The sequence below is a fragment of the Streptomyces sp. NPDC020917 genome (assembly GCF_044333795.1).
Lineage (GTDB): Bacteria > Actinomycetota > Actinomycetes > Streptomycetales > Streptomycetaceae > Actinacidiphila.
Genome location: NZ_JBIRRR010000021.1, coordinates 1 through 17303, shown reverse-complemented (window position 1 = coordinate 17303; position 17303 = coordinate 1). Strand labels below are relative to the sequence as shown.

General features: G+C 74.9%; 14 protein-coding genes. 9 read left to right on the top strand and 5 right to left on the bottom strand.

The genetic code is table 11. From position 1 onward, the window contains the following. Positions 1-116: 116 nt before the first annotated feature. Positions 117-2678 carry an alpha-amylase family glycosyl hydrolase gene (locus ACH4TG_RS32830; RefSeq protein ID WP_398246277.1) on the top strand — a complete coding sequence of 854 codons (2562 nt, stop codon included), beginning with the start codon at positions 117-119 and terminating at the stop codon, positions 2676-2678. Between the two features lie 131 nt (positions 2679-2809). Here ACH4TG_RS32830 and ACH4TG_RS32825 read toward each other — a convergent pair whose 3' ends face one another. Next, positions 2810-3814 (bottom strand): LysR substrate-binding domain-containing protein, encoded by a 1005-nt coding sequence (locus tag ACH4TG_RS32825; RefSeq protein WP_398246276.1) that lies wholly within the window; start codon positions 3812-3814, stop codon positions 2810-2812. A gap of 107 nt (positions 3815-3921) precedes the next feature. Between ACH4TG_RS32825 and ACH4TG_RS32820 the strand changes: the two genes are divergently transcribed. The 4 genes from ACH4TG_RS32820 to ACH4TG_RS32805 all read left to right on the top strand — a co-directional run bounded on the left by ACH4TG_RS32820 (position 3922) and on the right by ACH4TG_RS32805 (position 8421). Next, positions 3922-5319: an FAD-dependent oxidoreductase gene (locus ACH4TG_RS32820; RefSeq protein WP_398246275.1), complete on the top strand. Its 1398-nt coding sequence runs from the start codon at positions 3922-3924 to the stop codon at positions 5317-5319. Between the two features lie 206 nt (positions 5320-5525). After that, a complete protein-coding gene (locus ACH4TG_RS32815) occupies positions 5526-6437 on the top strand; it encodes a GNAT family N-acetyltransferase (RefSeq protein ID WP_398246274.1) in 912 nt (303 codons plus the stop codon). A 65-nt stretch (positions 6438-6502) separates the two neighbouring features. Continuing rightward, complete coding sequence (gene treZ, locus ACH4TG_RS32810; protein ID WP_398246273.1) at positions 6503-8251, top strand: malto-oligosyltrehalose trehalohydrolase; 1749 nt, start codon at positions 6503-6505, stop codon at positions 8249-8251. After that, on the top strand, positions 8248-8421 hold the full coding sequence (locus ACH4TG_RS32805) for a hypothetical protein (protein ID WP_398246272.1): 174 nt from the start codon (positions 8248-8250) through the stop codon (positions 8419-8421). The genes treZ and ACH4TG_RS32805 overlap by 4 nt, the downstream gene beginning before the upstream one ends. A 25-nt stretch (positions 8422-8446) precedes the next feature. Here the strand turns inward: ACH4TG_RS32805 and ACH4TG_RS32800 are convergent, their stop codons facing one another. Together ACH4TG_RS32800 and zapE are read right to left on the bottom strand one after the other, a co-directional pair. Beyond that, complete coding sequence (locus tag ACH4TG_RS32800) at positions 8447-9304, bottom strand: polyphosphate kinase 2 family protein (RefSeq protein WP_398246271.1); 858 nt, start codon at positions 9302-9304, stop codon at positions 8447-8449. A gap of 127 nt (positions 9305-9431) precedes the next feature. After that, positions 9432-10532 (bottom strand): cell division protein ZapE, encoded by a 1101-nt coding sequence (zapE, locus tag ACH4TG_RS32795; protein WP_398246270.1) that lies wholly within the window; start codon positions 10530-10532, stop codon positions 9432-9434. A gap of 153 nt (positions 10533-10685) precedes the next feature. Between zapE and ACH4TG_RS32790 the strand changes: the two genes are divergently transcribed. From ACH4TG_RS32790 to msrB, 4 genes are all read left to right on the top strand, one after another. Next, complete coding sequence (locus ACH4TG_RS32790; protein ID WP_398246269.1) at positions 10686-11450, top strand: pyrimidine reductase family protein; 765 nt, start codon at positions 10686-10688, stop codon at positions 11448-11450. Positions 11451-11597: 147 nt separating this feature from the next. Then, the gene (locus ACH4TG_RS32785; RefSeq protein WP_398246268.1) at positions 11598-12101 is read left to right on the top strand and encodes an indole-3-glycerol phosphate synthase; all 504 of its coding nucleotides are present in this window, start codon (positions 11598-11600) and stop codon (positions 12099-12101) included. A 61-nt stretch (positions 12102-12162) separates the two neighbouring features. Continuing rightward, positions 12163-13569, top strand: coding sequence for a UDP-N-acetylmuramate--L-alanine ligase (gene murC, locus ACH4TG_RS32780; RefSeq protein ID WP_398246267.1), 1407 nt, complete (start codon positions 12163-12165; stop codon positions 13567-13569). A gap of 9 nt (positions 13570-13578) precedes the next feature. Next, positions 13579-13983: a peptide-methionine (R)-S-oxide reductase MsrB gene (gene msrB, locus ACH4TG_RS32775; RefSeq protein WP_398246266.1), complete on the top strand. Its 405-nt coding sequence runs from the start codon at positions 13579-13581 to the stop codon at positions 13981-13983. 214 nt (positions 13984-14197) lie between these two features. Here the strand turns inward: msrB and acs are convergent, their stop codons facing one another. After that, a complete protein-coding gene (acs, locus tag ACH4TG_RS32770; RefSeq protein WP_398246265.1) occupies positions 14198-16171 on the bottom strand; it encodes an acetate--CoA ligase in 1974 nt (657 codons plus the stop codon). After that, positions 16171-16824, bottom strand: a complete 654-nt coding sequence (locus ACH4TG_RS32765) for an acetate uptake transporter (RefSeq protein ID WP_398246263.1) — start codon at positions 16822-16824, stop codon at positions 16171-16173. The genes acs and ACH4TG_RS32765 overlap by 1 nt, the downstream gene beginning before the upstream one ends. Positions 16825-17303: the final 479 nt, after the last annotated feature.

Genomic DNA, 17303 nt, shown 5'->3' with positions numbered 1-17303 from the left:
GGGCGGTGGCCCGCCGCCCGCGGACCGGTGCCCCGGGCGGGGCCCGGCGCGGGCCGGCGTGGCGTTCGGAGCACTCCGGCGCGCCACGGCCGCCGATCCGGGGTAGAGAAGACCCCATGACCGGACACCCCGCGACGCCCAGCTCGACCTACCGGATACAGCTGCAGCCCGGTTTCACCTTCGCCGACGCCGCCGGCGCGGTGCCGTACCTCGCGACGCTCGGCATCACCCATCTGCACCTGTCCCCGGTGCTGGAGGCGGTGCCCGGCTCGCGGCACGGCTACGACGTGGTGGACCACACCCGGGTGCGGGCCGCGCTCGGCGGCGAGCAGGGCCTGCGGGAGCTGTCCCGCACCGCCCGCGAGCACGGTCTGGGGCTGATCCTGGACATCGTCCCGAACCACATGGCGGTCCCCGCCCCCGAGTACCTGAACGGCCCGCTGTGGGCCGTTCTGCGCGACGGGCCGTCCTCCCCCTACGCGCCGTGGTTCGACATCGACTGGGACGCGCTGGACGGCCGGGTGCTGCTGCCGGTGCTCGGCGAGCCGCTGCCGGACGTCCTCGGCGAGCTGTCCGTGGTCAAGGACAAGGCCGCGGGCGGCCGGGTGCTGCGGTACTACGACCACCGCTTCCCGCTGCGGCCCGGGACCGAGCGGCTGCCGCTGCCGGAACTGCTGGACGCCCAGTGGTACCGGCTCTCCTACTGGCGGGCGGCCCGCACCGAGCTGAACTACCGCCGCTTCTTCACCATCTCCGACCTCATCGCGGTGCGGGTGGAGCGGCCGGAGGTGTTCGCGGCCACCCACGACACGGTGCTGCGGCTGCTGCGCGACGGGGTCGGCGACGGGCTGCGGATCGACCACCCGGACGGCCTCGCCGACCCCGCGGGCTACCTGCGGCACCTGGCGGAGGCGGCCGGCGGGCGGTGGACCGTGGTGGAGAAGATCCTGCAGCGCGACGAGGACCTGCCGCCGGACTGGGCGTGCGCCGGCACCACCGGCTACGACGCCCTCGACCGCATCGACGGGTTGTTCACCGATCCGCAAGGGGCGGCCGAACTCGACCGTTTCTACCGGGAGTTCACCGGGGTCCCGGACGACCGCGGCGGGCGCTGGCAGCCCACCGCCCGCCGCGCGGCCTACAGGGTGGTGACGCACGACCTGGCGGCCGAGGTCGCCCGGCTGGCGCGCTCGGCGCTCCGGGCGCGCGGTGCGCGGGCGTTCGGGGACGGCGGGCCGTCCGGAGACGCGGCCTCCGGGGACACGGCTTCCCTGGAGGCGGCCCCCCGGGAGCCGGTCGCCCAGGAGGCGGCGTTCGGCGACGAGGCGTCCCGGGAGCGGGAGTTCGGGTCCGGGCCGGTGGCCGAGGCGATCCGCGAGCTGCTGGTCCGCGTTCCCGTCTACCGGCCGTACGTCCAGCCGGGCCGGCCGGCGGGCGGCACCGACACGGCCCTGCTGGAGGAGGCGGCGGCCGCGGCCCGCGCGCAGTGCCCGGCCGCGCTCGCCCCGGCCCTGGACGCGGTCCGCGACCTGGCCCTGGGACGGGTGGCCGGGGACGACGCGGCGGACTTCACCGTGCGGTTCGCGCAGGTCGCGTCCGCGCTGCACGCGAAGTCCGTCGAGGACACCGCCTTCTACCGCTACGTGCCGCTGCTGCCGCTGTGCGAGGTGGGCCGCGACCCCGGTCGTCCGGCGACCTCGCCGGAGGACTTCCACGCCTACTGCGCGCGGCTGCAGCGGGAGCGGCCCGCGACCGGCACGGTGCTGTCCACGCACGACACCAAGCGCAGCGCCGACCTGCGGCTGCGGCTGGCCGTGCTCTCGGAGCGGCCCGCGGCCTGGCGGGAGTGGCTGGCGGAGCGGGAGGAGCGGGCCGCGCAGTTGGGCACGCCGGCGGCGCCCGACCGGCACACCCTCTACACGGTCTTCCAGACCGGCGTCGGCCTCGGCTTCTGCGCGCCGGACCGGATGGTGCCCGCGGTGCTCAAGGCGGTCCGCGAGTCGGGCCTGCACACCACCTGGACCGAGCAGGACGAGGCGTACGAGAAGGCCGTCACCGACTTCACCGACGAGGGCCCGTGCGGCGTGCAGGTCTACGACGTCGGCGAGTTCGTCCGGACGCTGGAGCCGTACGCCGTCGCCAACAGCCTGGGGGCGGCGCTGCTGCACCTGACGATGCCGGGGGTGCCGGACGTCTACCAGGGCACCGAGTACCCGGTGTACACGCTGGTCGACCCGGACAACCGGGGGACGCTGCGCCGGCCGGAGCCGGGCACCGAGCGGTTCGGGCTCGCCCGCACGCTGCGGGAGCTGCTCGACGGCGCCGAGCCGAGCGGGTTCGACCAGGCCAAGGTGCGCCTCACCGCGGTGGCGCTGCGGCTGCGCCGGGACCACCCGCAGTGGTACGGGCCTGCGGCGGACTACCGGCCGCTGGCGGCCGAGGGGCCGGCGGCCGCCCACCTGGTCGCGTTCCAGCGCGGCGCCGGGGCGGTCACCGTCGTGACGCGCCTGTCCCGGCGCCTGGAGGAGGCGGGCGGCTGGCGCGACACCGTCCTCCCGCTGCCGCCGGGCCGCTGGCGCGACGCCCTCGCCCCCGCGGACGCCACCAGCTTCGAGGGCGCCGTGCCCGTCGCCGGCCTGCTCGCCGCGGGCCCCGCCGCGCTCCTCGTCCCGGCCTGATCCGGGCTCCCGGCCTGATCCGGGCGCCTCCACGGGTGTCGCGGGCCGCGTGGCGGACCTGAGGACGGTGCGGCGGTGCGGCCATGTGACGGTGCGGCAGCCTGCCGCGGCCGGGCTCGCGCCGGATGCGGTCAACCGGCCGCGGGGAGTGCGAGGAGTTCCGCGAACTCCCTTGCGGCGCCCGTGAGATGGACGCGGGAGAACAGGAACAGGGGCCGGCGCCACGGAGGGTCCACGCCGACGGCCGTGCAGCCGTCGGGCACGGCGTAGGAGGGGACGGCGACGACGCCCGCGCCGGCCGCGGCCATGCGCACGGCGGTGGAGGTGTGCTCGGTGCGCACCGCGGTCCGCGGCGCGAACCCGGCCCGCTCGCAGGCGAGGTCGAGGAAGGGCCGCCCCTCGACGACCGGTTCCATCGCGCACCGCACCCAGTCGCGTCCGGCCAGCTCGGCCAGCGCGATCCGGGACCTGACGGCGGCCCCGGCACCGGCAGCGCCGGCGTGGGCCCCACCAAGACCCTGTGCCTCGGCGCAACCGTTCCCGCCGTCCGAGCCGGACCGGGCGGCGGTATCCGCCCCGGAGCCGTCGGCGCCGCCCGCGGCCAGCGGGTCGCCGGGCGGCAGCACCACCAGCACCTCCTCCTCGCCGATCTCCTTCAGCACCCACTCCGCGCCGGGCCGCCCGGCCGGCCGGTGGCCGACGGCCACGTCGGCGACCCCGCGTTCCATCGCCTCCACCAGGTCCCCGCCCCGCCCGTACTCGTGCAGGACCAGCTCCACCCCGGGGTGCGCCCGGCGCCATGCGGCGAAGACCGGCGGCAGCAGGCCGGAGGCCACCGCGTGCACCGCGGCGACGTGCAGCTCGCCGCCCTCCGCGCCGGCCGCGGCGCGGGCGGCCCGCTCGGCCTGGACGGCGCTGCGCACCGCCCGCTCGGCGTGCGGCAGGAACGCCCGGCCCATCGCGGTGAGCCGCACCCCGCGCGGCAGCCGCTCCAGCAGGTCGCCGCCGACGTGCCGTTCGAGCGCCTTCAGCTGGTGGGACAGCGCGGACTGGGTGACGTGCAGGGTGTCCGCCGCCCGGGTGAAGGACCCGGACTCGGCGACGGTGAGGAAGTACTCCATCTGCCGCAGGCTCATGCCCGCACCCTAGGCCCGCTCCCCCGCACCATCCATGACCGTTCTTCATCAGATCGACAACATCTTGGCCTTGGACTCATGGGACAGGCCCGTTCGAGACTGCCTGCATGGACGAGACCGATGTGATCGTGATCGGCGGCGGCACCGGCGGGTACAGCACCGCACTGCGGGCCGCCGCCCTGGGCCTGGACGTGGTGCTCGCCGAGCGCGACCTGGTCGGCGGGACCTGCCTGCACCGCGGCTGCATCCCCAGCAAGGCGATGCTGCACGCCGCGGAGCTGGTCGACGGCATCGCCGAGGCCCGGGACCGCTGGGGCGTCAAGGCGACCGTCGACGGGATCGACTGGCCGGCGCTGACCGCGACGCGCGACGCCATCGTGGCGGGCAACCACCGGGGGGTGGAGGCCCATCTGGCGCAGGCGGGCGTGCGGGTGGTGCGCGCCTCGGCCCGGCTGACCGGGCCGCGCACGGTCGCCGCGGGCGGGCAGGTGTACGCGGCGCGGCGCGGGGTGGTGCTGGCCACCGGTTCGCGGCCGCGGCTGCTGCCGGGCCTGGTCCCGGACGGCCGGCGGATCGTGACGAGCGACGACGCGCTGTTCGCGCCCGGGCTCCCGGAGTCCGTCCTGGTGCTGGGCGGCGGCGCGATCGGCGTGGAGTACGCGTCGCTGCACCGCTCGATGGGCGCCCGGGTGGTGCTCGTGGAGGCGGCCGACCGGCTGCTGCCGCTGGAGGACGCGGACGTGTCCCGGCACCTGGGCAGGGCGCTGCGCAAGCGCGGCGTGGAGGTGCTCACCTCGGCGCTGCTGACGTCGGCGGAGCCGGAGGGCGAGGGGGTACGCGCCCGGGTGCGCACGGCCCGCGGGGAGGACCGCGAACTGCCGGTGGAGCGGCTGCTGGTGGCGGTGGGCCGCGAGCCGGTCACCGACGGCCTCGACCTGGCCGCGGCGGGCCTGGCGGCCGACGCCCGCGGGCACGTCCCGCCCGCGGACTGGGCGCGGCTGGAGACCGCGGTGCCGGGCGTGCACGTGGTCGGGGACCTGCTGCCGCCGCCCTCGCCGGGCCTGGCGCACGCCTCGTTCGCCGAGGGCCTGCTGGTCGCGGAGGCGCTGGCCGGGGGCAGCCCGCGGCCGGTGGACTACGCGGCGGTGCCGCGGGTGACGTACTCCAGCCCGCAGACCGCGGCGGTGGGGCTGACCGAGCAGCAGGCCCGGGACCGCGGCCTGGACGTGGTGGTGAACACCATGCCGCTCACCGCCGTCGCCAAGGGCATGGTGCACGGGCAGGGCGGCAGCGTGAAGGTGGTGGCCGAGCGGCAGGGGCCGGTGCTCGGGGTGCACCTGGTGGGCCCGAACGTGTCGGAGATGATCGCGGAGAGCCAGCTCGTCGTCGGCTGGGAGGCGGAGGCCGCCGACGTCGCGCAGCACGTCCACCCGCACCCGACGCTGTCGGAGGCGGTGGGCGAGGTGTTCCTGACGCTCGGCGGCCGGGCCCTGCACCAGGTGTGACCCCGCGCCTCGGGGGCCGGCCGGTCGGGGGCCGGGGAAATCCGCTGGACCGCCGGCGGGCGGCCCCGCTAGGGTTCCCCCGACGCCCGAGACGACAGGAAGAGGAGGCGAGAGCGATGACGAATCCGATGCCGCGCTCCCGCCCCACCGCCGGGCGTCCCTGATCCCACGGGAGCGCATGTCTCCCGAAGGAATCAAGGACACGCATGTCTGATCTGATCTTCCGCCCGCTCGTCGCGGGCGAGACCGCCCTGTTCACCTCGCTGCCCGACGCCGGCCTGGTCGGCCGCCCGCTGATGGGGCACGGCTTCGCCACCGTCGACGAGGGCGGCGAGTACCGCCCCGAGTGGTCCTGGGTCGCGCTGCGCGACGGCCGGGTCGTGGCCCGCGCCGCCTGGTGGGGCAAGCAGGGCGACCCCGAGCCGATCGCCCTGGACTGGCTGGACTTCGCCCCGGACGAGGCGGACGCCGCGGCCGAACTGCTGCACACGGCACCGCTGCACGCCGAGTACGACCTGGTGCTGCCGCACGGCTGGCGCGACGACCCGGCGGTGCGCGCCGAGGCCGAGCGCCGGATGGCCGTCGCGGAACGGGGCGGCCTGCGCCGCCTGGTGGACCGCTACCGGTACACGTGGACGGCTGGCCGCGACCCGCTGCCGCCGCGCACCGGCCGCCTGGAGTGCCGTCCGGAGCCGGACGACGCCGCGTTCCGCGCGGTGATGGCCCGCATCATGGAGGGCACGCTCGACGCCCACGACCGCCGGATGCTGGACGGGCCCGGCCTCGAGGCCGCACTCGACGAGACCATCGGCGTCCTGAACTGGATGCCGTCGCCCGCGGACTGGCGCCGGGTCGCGTACGCGCCGGACGGCGGGATCGCCGGGCTGCACGTGCCCGCGGAGAACCCGGGCGGGCCGTGCATCGGCTTCATCGCGGTGGTGCCGGAGTACCGGGGCCACGGCTACGCGTACGACCTGCTGCTGGAGTGCACCCACGACCTGGTCGACCGCGGGGCGACCCGGATCGCCGCCGCGACCGACCACGGGAACTTCCCGATGGCCGCCGCGTTCGCCAAAGCGGGCTATCCGATCACGCAGGAGCGTGTGAACTTCGTCTGAACCGGGCGGCCTCCGGGCATGGATCTGCACGGGAGCCAGACAACCGGACCTGACGGGAGCCGTGCGTGCTGTTCGAGGTGTGGGCGCCGAACGCCCAGCAGGTGGAGATCCTGATCGACGACACGAGGCACATGCTCGGCCCCGACCCCGCGAGGACGGGGTGGTGGCAGGCGGAGCTGCCGGCGGGGGACGGCACGCGGTACGCGTACGTCCTCGACGGCGGTCCGCCGCTGCCCGATCCACGCTCCCGGCGGCAGCCGGACGGCCCCGACGGCCCGTCCGCGGTGGTCGACCACGACGCGTTCGCGTGGTCGGTGCCGTGGCCGGGCCGCGGGCTGCCCCGGGCGGTGCTCTACGAGCTGCACGTCGGCACGTTCACCCCCGAGGGCACCTTCGACGCGGCGATCGAGCGGCTGCCGCACCTGGCCCGCCTCGGCGTCACCCACGTCCAGCTGATGCCGGTCTGCCCGTTCCCCGGCACCAACGGCTGGGGGTACGAGGGGGTGTCGCTGTGGTCGGTGCACGAACCGTACGGCGGGCCCGAGGCGATGAAGCGCTTTGTCGATGCGGCGCACGGGCACAGCCTGGGCGTGGTGCTCGACGTGGTGCACAACCACCTGGGCCCCTCGGGCAACCATCTGCCGCCGTTCGGCCCGTACTTCACCGACCGGCACCACACGCCGTGGGGCGACGCGGTCAACCTGGACGCGCCCGGCTCCGACGAGGTGCGGGACTTCCTGATCGGCAGCGCGCTGGGGTGGCTGCGCGACTACCGGCTGGACGGGCTGCGGCTGGACGCGGTGCACGCGCTGGTCGACACCCGCGCGCTGCACTTCCTGGAGGAGCTGTCGACCGCGGTGGACGGCCTGTCGGCGGCACTGGGCCGCCCGCTGTTCCTGATCGCCGAGTCGGACCTGAACGACCCGCGGACCACCGCCCCGCGCGACGCGGGCGGCCTGGGCCTGCACGCCCAGTGGAACGACGACTTCCACCACGCTCTGCACACCGCGGTGACCGGCGAGTCCCAGGGCTACTACGCGGACTTCGCCGCGGCGGGCCCCGCGGGCCTGGCCAAGGTCCTCGGCCACGGCTTCTTCCACGACGGCAGCTGGTCGTCGTTCCGCGGCCGCCACCACGGCCGGCCGCTGGACCCCACGGTGCCGGGCCGGCGGCTGCTGGGCTACGCCCAGACCCACGACCAGGTCGGCAACCGGGCCACCGGGGACCGGCTGCCCGCGGCCCAACTCGGCGTCGCCGCCGCCCTGGTGCTCACCTCGCCGTTCACCCCGATGCTGTTCATGGGAGAGGAGTGGGGGGCCACCACGCCGTGGCAGTTCTTCACCGACCACGACGACCCGGAGCTGGCGGCGGCCATCACCCGCGGCAGGCGCCGGGAGTTCGCGGCGCACGGCTGGTCCGAGGAGGAGGTGCCCGACCCGCAGGACCGGGCGACCCGCAACCGCTCGGTGCTGGACTGGGCCGAGCCGGACAAGCCGGAGCACCGCGAGCTGCTGGACTGGTACCGCGCGCTGATCGCGCTGCGCCGGGCCGAGCCGGAGCTGGCCGACGGGCCGCCGGCCGAGGTGGCGGCGACCGCCGGGGGCCGCACCCTGCGGATCGCCCGCGGCCCGTTCCGCGTCCTGGTCAACTTCTCGGACACGCCGGCCCGGGTGCCGCTGAACGCGCCCTGCGAGGTGCTGCTGGCCAGGCCCGCGTGCGCGGTCCTGGCCGGCTCCGCCGTCCAGCTCCCGCCACGCGGCGCCGCCGTGCTGCGGGTCCGCGGCACGACCGGGGACGCTACGGTGAACGGGTGACCGCACACGACGAGAGCACGCCCACCCCGCCGACCGCGACGACGGCCGGTGCGCGGGCCGACTGCGTGCTGTGCGGGGAGCCGACCGACCACCCGGCCAGTACCAGGGGCGCCACGCTGTGCCCGGTGTGCGAGTGGCAGGAGGCGCAGCGCAACGCCTGCTCGGGCTGAGGCCGGCCGCGCACCCGGCGCGGTGTCAGGTGCGCAGCAGCCGGGCCCGGCTCTCCGCCACGTCGAAGTCGCCCTTCGGGTACCGCGGGTCGATCTGCTCCAGGTGCTCCAGCAGGAGCGTGCTGATCGCCCAGTTGCGGTACCACTTGCGGTTGGCGGGGACCACGTACCAGGGCGCGGCCTCGGTCGAGCAGCGTTCCAGCACCGCCTCGTACGCCTCCCGGTAGGCGGGCCACATGGCGCGCTCGTCGACGTCCCCGACGTTGAACTTCCAGTGCTTGTCCGGCCGGTCGAGCCGGGCCAGCAGCCGCGCCCGCTGCTCCTCGTAGGAGATGTGCAGGAACACCTTCAGCACGGTGACGCCGTCGTCCACCAGGGACTGCTCGAAGCGGTTGATGGCGTCGTAGCGGCGCCGCCAGGTGGCCCGCGGCACCAAGTCGTGGACGCGGACGATCAGCACGTCCTCGTAGTGGGAGCGGTCGAAGACGCCGATCTCGCCGGCGGCGGGCAGCGCCTTGCGGATCCGCCACAGGAACGGGTGCGAGCGCTCCTCGGCGGTGGGCGTCTTGAAGGCGGTGACCCGCACCCCGGTGGGGTTCAGGCCGGTCGCCACGTGCTTGATGGTGCCGCCCTTGCCGGAGGTGTCCATGCCCTGCAGGACCAGCAGCAGGCGCTGCGGGTCGCCCGCGGTGCTCTGCGCGAAGAGCCGCTCCTGGAGGTCGGCGAGGCGGGTGCGCAGCTTGTCGGTGGCCGCGAGGGCCTCCCGCTTGCCCGCGGGACCGCGGGGCGTGCCGGACGGATCGTGGTCCGCGAGGTCGACGGGCCCGCCGCCGGGCGGCACGCGCAGTCGTGACCGCAGGTCCTTGCCGTGGTGCTTCGCCATGCCCCGATCCTGGCCCCGATCCCGCCGGCCCGCCAGCGACGGGCGGAGCGAGGGGGGGTCGGCGCCCGGGGCGGGGCGCTGGGCGGGTGCCCTGCCGGACGGGCCGGACCGGCCGGCGGACCGCCGCTCAGCCGGCGGCTACCGCCGTCCTGCCGGCGTCGCGCGCGAGCGCGGTGAGCCGGGAGACCGCGCGGAAGTACTTCTTGCGGTAGCCGCCGGCCAGCATCTCCTCGGTGAACAGCCGGTCGAAGGGCACGCCGGACGCCATCACCGGGATCTCCCGGTCGTACAGCCGGTCGGCGAGCACCACCAGGCGCAGCGCGGTGGCCTGGTCGGAGATCTGCTCGACGCCGCGCAGGAACAGCGCGTGCACGCCGTCGCACAGCGCGCCGTAGCGGCTGGGGTGGACTGCGGCCAGGTGCACGGCCAGCTCGTCGAAGTCGTCGAGGGCGGCGCCGGGGGTGCCGTGCGCGGCCTCGGTCACCTGCTCGTCGGTGTACGGGGCGGGGGCGGCGGGCAGGCCGCGGTGCCGGTAGTCGTCGCCGTCGATCCGCAGCGAGGCGAACCGGGCGGACAGGCCCTGTATCTCGCGCATGAAGTCGGCGGCGGCGAAGCGGCCCTCGCCGAGCTTGCCCGGCAGCGTGTTGGAGGTGGCGGCCAGCCGGACGCCGGCGTCGGCGAGCCGGCCGAGCAGGGTGGAGACCAGGACGGTGTCGCCCGGGTCGTCGAGCTCGAACTCGTCGATGCAGACCAGCTGGTGGCCGCTGAGGGCGGTGACGGCCTGCTGGAAGCCGAGGGCGCCGACGAGGTTGGTCAGCTCGACGAAGGTGCCGAACGCCTTGCGCTCGCGGGGGGCCGGCGCGGCGTGCCAGAGGCTGGCCAGCAGGTGGGTCTTGCCGACGCCGTAGCCGCCGTCGAGGTAGACGCCGGTCGGGCCCTGCGGGGCCTGCGGCTCGCGCCGGAACCACCGCCGGCGCTCGCCGGAACCGGAGCCGTTGCCGGTGCCGCTGCCCGTCTGCGCGGCGAAGGTGCGCAGCCGGCGGACCGCCTCGGCCTGGCTGGGCCGGCGCTCGTCGGGGACGTAGGTCTCGAAGCGGACCGAGTCGAAGCGGGGCGGCGGGACCATGTCGGCGACCAGCCGCCCGGTGTCCAACCGCGGCATCCGCGCGCTCAGGACCTCCGGCCCGGTGGTGGGGACGGCGTTCGGCTCGGCGAGGGAGGAGGACACGACTCCCCATCGTAATGCGGTCGCGCCACCGCCCTGGCCGAGTGTGGCGCAGCCCACGTCCCCCGCGCCCGACGACCGGCCGGCCCGCCGCGGGCCACGAGGCCGTCCGCGGCGGGAGTGAGGAGGAAGCCGGACCATGTCAGACTGCGGCGCATGCAGCGGCTGTTTCCCGTACCCGGGCAGGGTGAGGACACGCAGGAACTCGGGACCGTTCTGGGGCTGGCGGACGCGTACGCGTACCCGCCGCGGGACGGTGGCCCGTACCTGAGGGCGAACATGGTGTCCGGCCTGGACGGCGCGGCGCGGGCCGAGGGCCGGTCGGCGCCGCTGTCCTCGGCCGCCGACATGCGGATCTTCGGCACGCTGCGGGCGCTGGCCGACGTGGTCGTGGTGGGCGCCGAGACCGTCCGGCAGGAGGGCTACCGGCCGGCGAAGGCCCGGGAGGCGTTCGCGGCGCGGCGGTCCGCCGACGGCCAGGCACCGGCCGCGGCCGTCGCCGTGCTCAGCCGCAGCCTGGACCTGGACTTCACGGCCCCGCTGTTCACCGACCCCGTGGTGCCCACCCTGGTGCTGACCGGTACCGGCTGCGGCCAGGACGCGCTGGAGGCGGCGGACCGCGCCGGGGCGCAGGTGGTCGTGGCGGGCGAGGGCGAGGGCGTGGACCCGGTCCGCGTGGTGCGGGAGCTGGCCGCCCGGAGCCTGACCCGGATGCTGCACGAGGGCGGCCCCCGGGTGCTGGCCCAGTTCGCGGCCGCGGGGGTGGTGGACGAGCTGTGCCTGACCCTTTCGCCGCTGGTCACCGGGGGTGACGCGCCCCGGATCATGGACGGGCCGCCCGTCGTGCCGCCGTCGCGGTTCCGGCCGCTGTCGGTACTGGAGGAGGACGGCTTCCTGTTCACCCGGTACGTGCGCGCATAGCGGCAGGTCCGGGCCGGTGCGACCGGCTGGCGGAGATCTCACCCGAAAAAGCGGATTCTTCTGTTCCGCTTCGCGTCGCGCGGGAACACTTATCCCGGTGCCCTGTGAGGATCGGAGCAGGGCTCACCGAGAGACAAGGACGCGTCCGTGTTCACGACCGTACTCATGATCGAGCAACCGCTCGCCCCCGCCGACGTCGAAATGGTCACCACGCTCCACGGGGACGAGCAGATCTCCTTCGTCGTGCTGATGCAGCCGCGCGGCGACCAGGACCGGCTGCTGCGGGCGGTGGACGACGTGGCGCTCGGATACCTCGACGACGCCGCGCGCGAGAACCGGGTGCCCGAGGGCGACGAGGCCCTCCCGCCGGCCGAGCGGGCGCTGGCGTACTCGCTGGAGGCCCTGCGGGCGGCCGGCGCGGAAGCGGTCGGCGAACTGGTCTCGCGGCATCCGCTGGACCTGCTGAAGACCGTGGTCGAGCGGACCGGCGCCGACGAGGTGATCGTGCTGACCGCGCCGCACTTCGTCGAGGAGTTCTTCCACCGCGACTGGACGTCGCGGGCCCGGCACAAGGTGGGCGTGCCTGTGCTCAAGCTCTTCGCCCAGCACGAACCGGAGGGGGATGAGGCCGAGAAGGACGGGAGCGCGTAGCGGAGGTGCGAGAATCGGGCCGCAGAACCACCGCCGAGCACGCACCCCGGGAGATCCGCGCATGAGCACGCCCACCCCGCCCCTGCCGCCCGCCCTGGAACGCCCGCACTTCATCGGGATCGGCGGCGCGGGGATGTCGGGCATCGCCAAGATCCTGGCCCAGCGCGGGGCCCGGGTGGCGGGCAGCGACGCCAAGGACTCCGAGACCGCGCAGGCGCTGCGCGCCCACGGCGTGACCGTGCACGTCGGGCACGACGCCGCGCACCTGGCCGAGGACACCACCGCCGTGGTCGTCTCCAGCGCGATCCGCCAGGAGAACCCCGAGCTGGCCGCGGCCCGCGAGCGAGGCGTGCCGGTGGTGCACCGCAGCGACGCGCTGGCCGCGCTGATGGAGGACACCCGCCCGCTGGCGGTGGCCGGCACGCACGGCAAGACCACCACGACCTCGATGCTGGCGGTCGCGCTGTCCGCCCTGGACCTGGAGCCCTCGTACGCCATCGGCGGCGACCTCGACGTGCCGGGCTCCAACGCGCACCACGGCAGCGGCGAGATCTTCGTCGCCGAGGCCGACGAGAGCGACCGCAGCTTCCACACCTACTCCCCCGAGGTCGCCATCGTCCTCAACGTGGAGCTGGACCACCACGCCAACTACGCGTCCATGGAGGAGATCTACGACTCCTTCCTGACGTTCGCCGGCAAGATCCGGCCCGGCGGCACCCTGGTCGTCGCCGCCGACCAGCCCGGCGCGGTCGAGCTGACCTCGCGGGTGCGGGCCGCCGGCGGCCCGCGGATCGTCACCTTCGGCGAGTCCGAGGGCGCCGACCTGCGGATCACCCGGATCGAGCCGCGCGGCCTGACCAGCGAGGTCACCGTGCTGGCGGACGGCGAGCCGGTGACCTTCACCGTGTCGGTGCCCGGCCGGCACTACGCGCACAACGCGGTGGCGGCGCTCGCCGCCGGCATCGCGATGGGCGTGCCGGCCGGCGACCTGGCGGCGGTGCTGGCCCGGTACACCGGGGTCAAGCGCCGGCTGCAGCTCAAGGGCGAGGCCGCGGGCGTGCAGGTCATCGACTCCTACGCGCACCACCCGACCGAGATGGCCGCCGACCTGGAGGCAATCAGGAGCGCGGCGGGGCCGGACGCCCGGGTGCTGGTGGTGTTCCAGCCGCACCTGTTCAGCCGCACCCGCGAGCTGGGCGCGGAGATGGGCGCCGCGCTGGCGATGGCCGACGCGTCGCTGGTGCTGGACATCTACCCGGCCCGCGAGGACCCGGTTCCCGGCGTGACCAGCGACCTGGTGATCGACGCGGCCCGCGCGGCCGGCGCGGACGTGGCCGCCGAGCACGACAAGGCCGCGGTCCCCGACGTGGTGGCAGGAATGGCGAAGGCCGGTGATCTCGTTCTCACCATGGGGGCGGGAGACGTGACCGACCTGGGTCCGCTGGTGCTCGCCCGCCTCGCCGGCTGAGGAGGCCCCATGGCGTATGAAGTGAAGAAGACCGACGCGCAGTGGCGCGAGGAGCTGTCCCCGCAGGAGTACGCGGTGCTGCGCGAGGCCGGCACCGAGCGGCCGTTCGTCGGCGAGTACACCGACACCAAGACCGAGGGCGTGTACGCGTGCCGCGCGTGCGGCGCCGAACTGTTCCGCTCCGACACCAAGTTCGAGTCGCACTGCGGCTGGCCGTCGTTCTACGACCCGGCCGACACCTCCGCGGTGGAGCTGATCCAGGACCGGTCGCTGGGGATGGTCAGGACCGAGGTGCGCTGCGCGCGCTGCGGCTCCCATCTGGGCCATGTCTTCGAGGGCGAGGGCTACGGCACCCCGACCGACCAGCGCTACTGCATCAACTCGATCTCCCTGCGGCTGGAGCCCAAGGAGTAGCCCGGTGCGTGCTCCGCGGTCGCGGCCCGCGGAGCACGGCCGCCAGGACCTGGCCCGGTCCAGGTCCAGGCCGCCGAGCGCCCGAGAACGCCCGGCCGGTGGTGAGGGCCTGCCCGCGGCCGTCGCGCGGCGACCGGCAGGTGCCGGAACGGCACGGCGGCCGCGCGGACCCGGGCGGGGGCCGCGCGGCCGCCGGCGCGGGCGGGCGGCCCGCTCAGCCCTCCGCGTCCGCGGCGGCCGGAAGGCCGACCCGGATCGCGTCCATCACGGAGGAGTCGGTGAGCGTGGTGACGTCACCCAGCTCCCGGTTCTCCGCGACATCCCGCAGCAGGCGCCGCATGATCTTCCCCGAGCGGGTCTTGGGCAGTTCGGCCACGACGAGGATCTGCCGCGGCCGGGCGATCGGCCCGATCTCCTTGGCCACGTGGGCCCGCAGCGTCGCCGCCAGCTCCCCGCCCGCCGTGTCCCCGCCGCCGTCGCCGCGCAGGATCACGAACGCGACGATCCCCTGCCCGGTGGTGGCGTCGGCGGCACCCACCACGGCGGCCTCGGCCACCGTCGGGTGCGAGACCAGCGCCGACTCCACCTCGGTGGTGGAGATGCGGTGCCCGGACACGTTCATCACGTCGTCCACCCGGCCCAGCAGCCAGATGTCGCCGTCCTCGTCCTTCTTGGCGCCGTCGCCGGCGAAGTACCAGCCGGGGAAGCGCGACCAGTACGTGTCGATGTACCGCTGCTCGTCACCCCAGATGGTGCGCAGCATCGACGGCCACGGCTCGGTGAGCACCAGGTACCCGCCGGAGCCGTTGGGCACCGGCTTGCCGGTGTCGTCGACGACCTCCGCCCGGATGCCGGGCAGCGGCCGCAGCGCGGAGCCCGGCTTGAGCGTGGCCACACCGGGCAGCGGGCTGATCATGTGCGCGCCGGTCTCGGTCTGCCACCAGGTGTCGACCACCGGGCAGCGGTCCGAGCCGATGGCGTGCCGGTACCACATCCACGCCTCGGGGTTGATGGGCTCGCCCACCGAGCCGAGCAGCCGCAGCGACGACAGGTCGAAGCGGCCCGGGATCTCCTCGCCCCACTTCATGAAGGTCCGGATCGCGGTCGGCGCGCAGTACAGGATCGTGACCCCGTACTTCTGCACGATCTCCCACCAGCGGCCCTGGTGCGGGGTGTCGGGCGTGCCCTCGTACAGCACCGAGGTGACGCCGTTGGCCAGCGGCCCGTAGACGATGTACGAGTGGCCGGTGACCCAGCCGATGTCCGCGGCCGTCCAGTACACGTCCTGCTCGGGCTTGACGTCGAACACCGCCCAGTGACTCCACGCGACCTGGGTGAGATAGCCGCCGGAGGTGTGCAGGATGCCCTTGGGGCGGGCCGTCGTCCCGGAGGTGTACATGATGTAGAGCGGGTGCTCGCTGTCGAACGCCTCCGGTTCGTGCTCGGCCGGCTGGGCGGCCACCACGTCGTGCCACCACACGTCCCGCCCCTCGGTCCAGCCGACCTCCTGGCCGGTGCGCCGGACCACCAGCACGCTGCGCACGTCCGGGCACTGCTCCACGGCCTCGTCGACCGCGGGCTTGAGCGCGGAGGGCGCGCCCTTGCGGTAGCCGCCGTCGGCGGTGATCACCACGCGGGCGTCGCAGTCCAGGATCCGGCCCCGCAGCGCGTCCGCGGAGAACCCGCCGAAGACCACGGTGTGCGGGGCGCCGATGCGGGCGCACGCCAGCATCGCCACCACGGTCTCCGGGATCATCGGCATGTACAGCGCGACCCGGTCGCCGGCCCGCACCCCGAGCGCCAGCAGGGCGTTCGCCGCGCGGCAGACCTCGTCCTTGAGGTCGGCGTACGTCAGGGTCCGGGTGTCGCCCGGCTCGCCCTCCCAGTGGAAGGCGACCCGGTCGCCGAGCCCGTCCCGCACGTGCCGGTCCAGGCAGTTGGCGGCCACGTTGAGCCGGCCGCCGGTGAACCAGCGGGCGAACGGCGGCCGGCTCCAGTCGCGCACCTGCGTCCACTGCTCGGCCCACTCCAGCCGGGCGGCCGCGGCGGCCCAGAACGCCTCGCCGTCCGCGTCGGCCGAACGGTAGTCGTCCGCCGTGGCGTTGGCCGCCGCCGCCATGTCCGCCGGCGGCGGGAAACGCCGATCCTCGCGGAGCAGGTTGGCGAGTGTCTCGCCGTCCCCGTCCATCAGTGCGCCTCGCCCGCGACCGGTCCGCCGCGCTGGCCGAGCGAGATCTTCGCGCCGGCGCCCGGCCAGACCGGCAGCACGTTCTGCTTCCAGGTCGCGTTGGTGACGGCGGCGAAGGAGGCGTACCAGGCGCACACCGCGGTGATCAGGCCGATCCAGCCGCCGACCTTGGTGGTGCCGGTGGACTGCGAGAACTCCGCGATCGTCAGCACGATGAAGGTGAGCGACAGGGTGACGAACACCGCGAGGATCGCCCCGTTGGTGCGCAGCGCGGCCACCGTCATGTAGACCGTGAACACCGCCCAGATCAGCAGGTACAGGCCGGTGGCCTGGTGCGCGGTCGCCGCCGGCAGGTCGCCCGCGACGAACTTCACGTAGGCCGCGTACGACAGCCAGAACGCGCCGTACGACACGAACGCGGTCGACCCGAAGGTGTTGCCCTTCCTGAACTCCCACAACCCGGCGAGGAGTTGGGCGAGCCCGCCGTAGAACAGCGCGAGCGGCAGCACCACCGCGAGCAGGTTCTGGTCGATGAGGTGGGCGTTGAAGGAGCTGAGGACGAAGGTGGTGGCGGCGAATCCGGCGAGCCCGAGCGGGCCGGGGTCGGCGATCGCGTCCGCGGGGGTCGCAGGGGACGTGTCGGGGGAGCTCATCTGCGGTTTCCCTCCTCATCGAGGAACGGCAGGGGATGACGGGCCCGGAGCGTGGCCCTCCCGCCACGCTAGAAACCCCCACTCCCCCCGACCACCCACCGACCACCCGCATCGCCCAGCGGTCCCCCTCACTCGACAGACGGTCGCTGCACGGGGACGAGCGGTAGGGGGGTGGGGAGAACGGCTGGAGGTGATGGGCGGAGGTAGCTCGCGGGGTGGACGGAGCGGGTGGGCGTGATGGGTGGGGGTAGCTCGAAAGGTGAACGATTCGGCTGAACGTGATCGGTGCGGGTAGCTCGCAGAGTGAACGATTCGGCTGAACGTGATCGGTGCGGGTAGCTCGAAAAGTGGACGTCCTGGCCCTTTTTTGCCGGCCTCTCGCCTCCGGGCCCTTAAGTCCGGTGTCTGCCGGTCGATCGTGCTCGCTCGCTCCTTCGTCGCTCACTGCGCGCGTTCTCCCTCTAGACACCGGCGGGCCC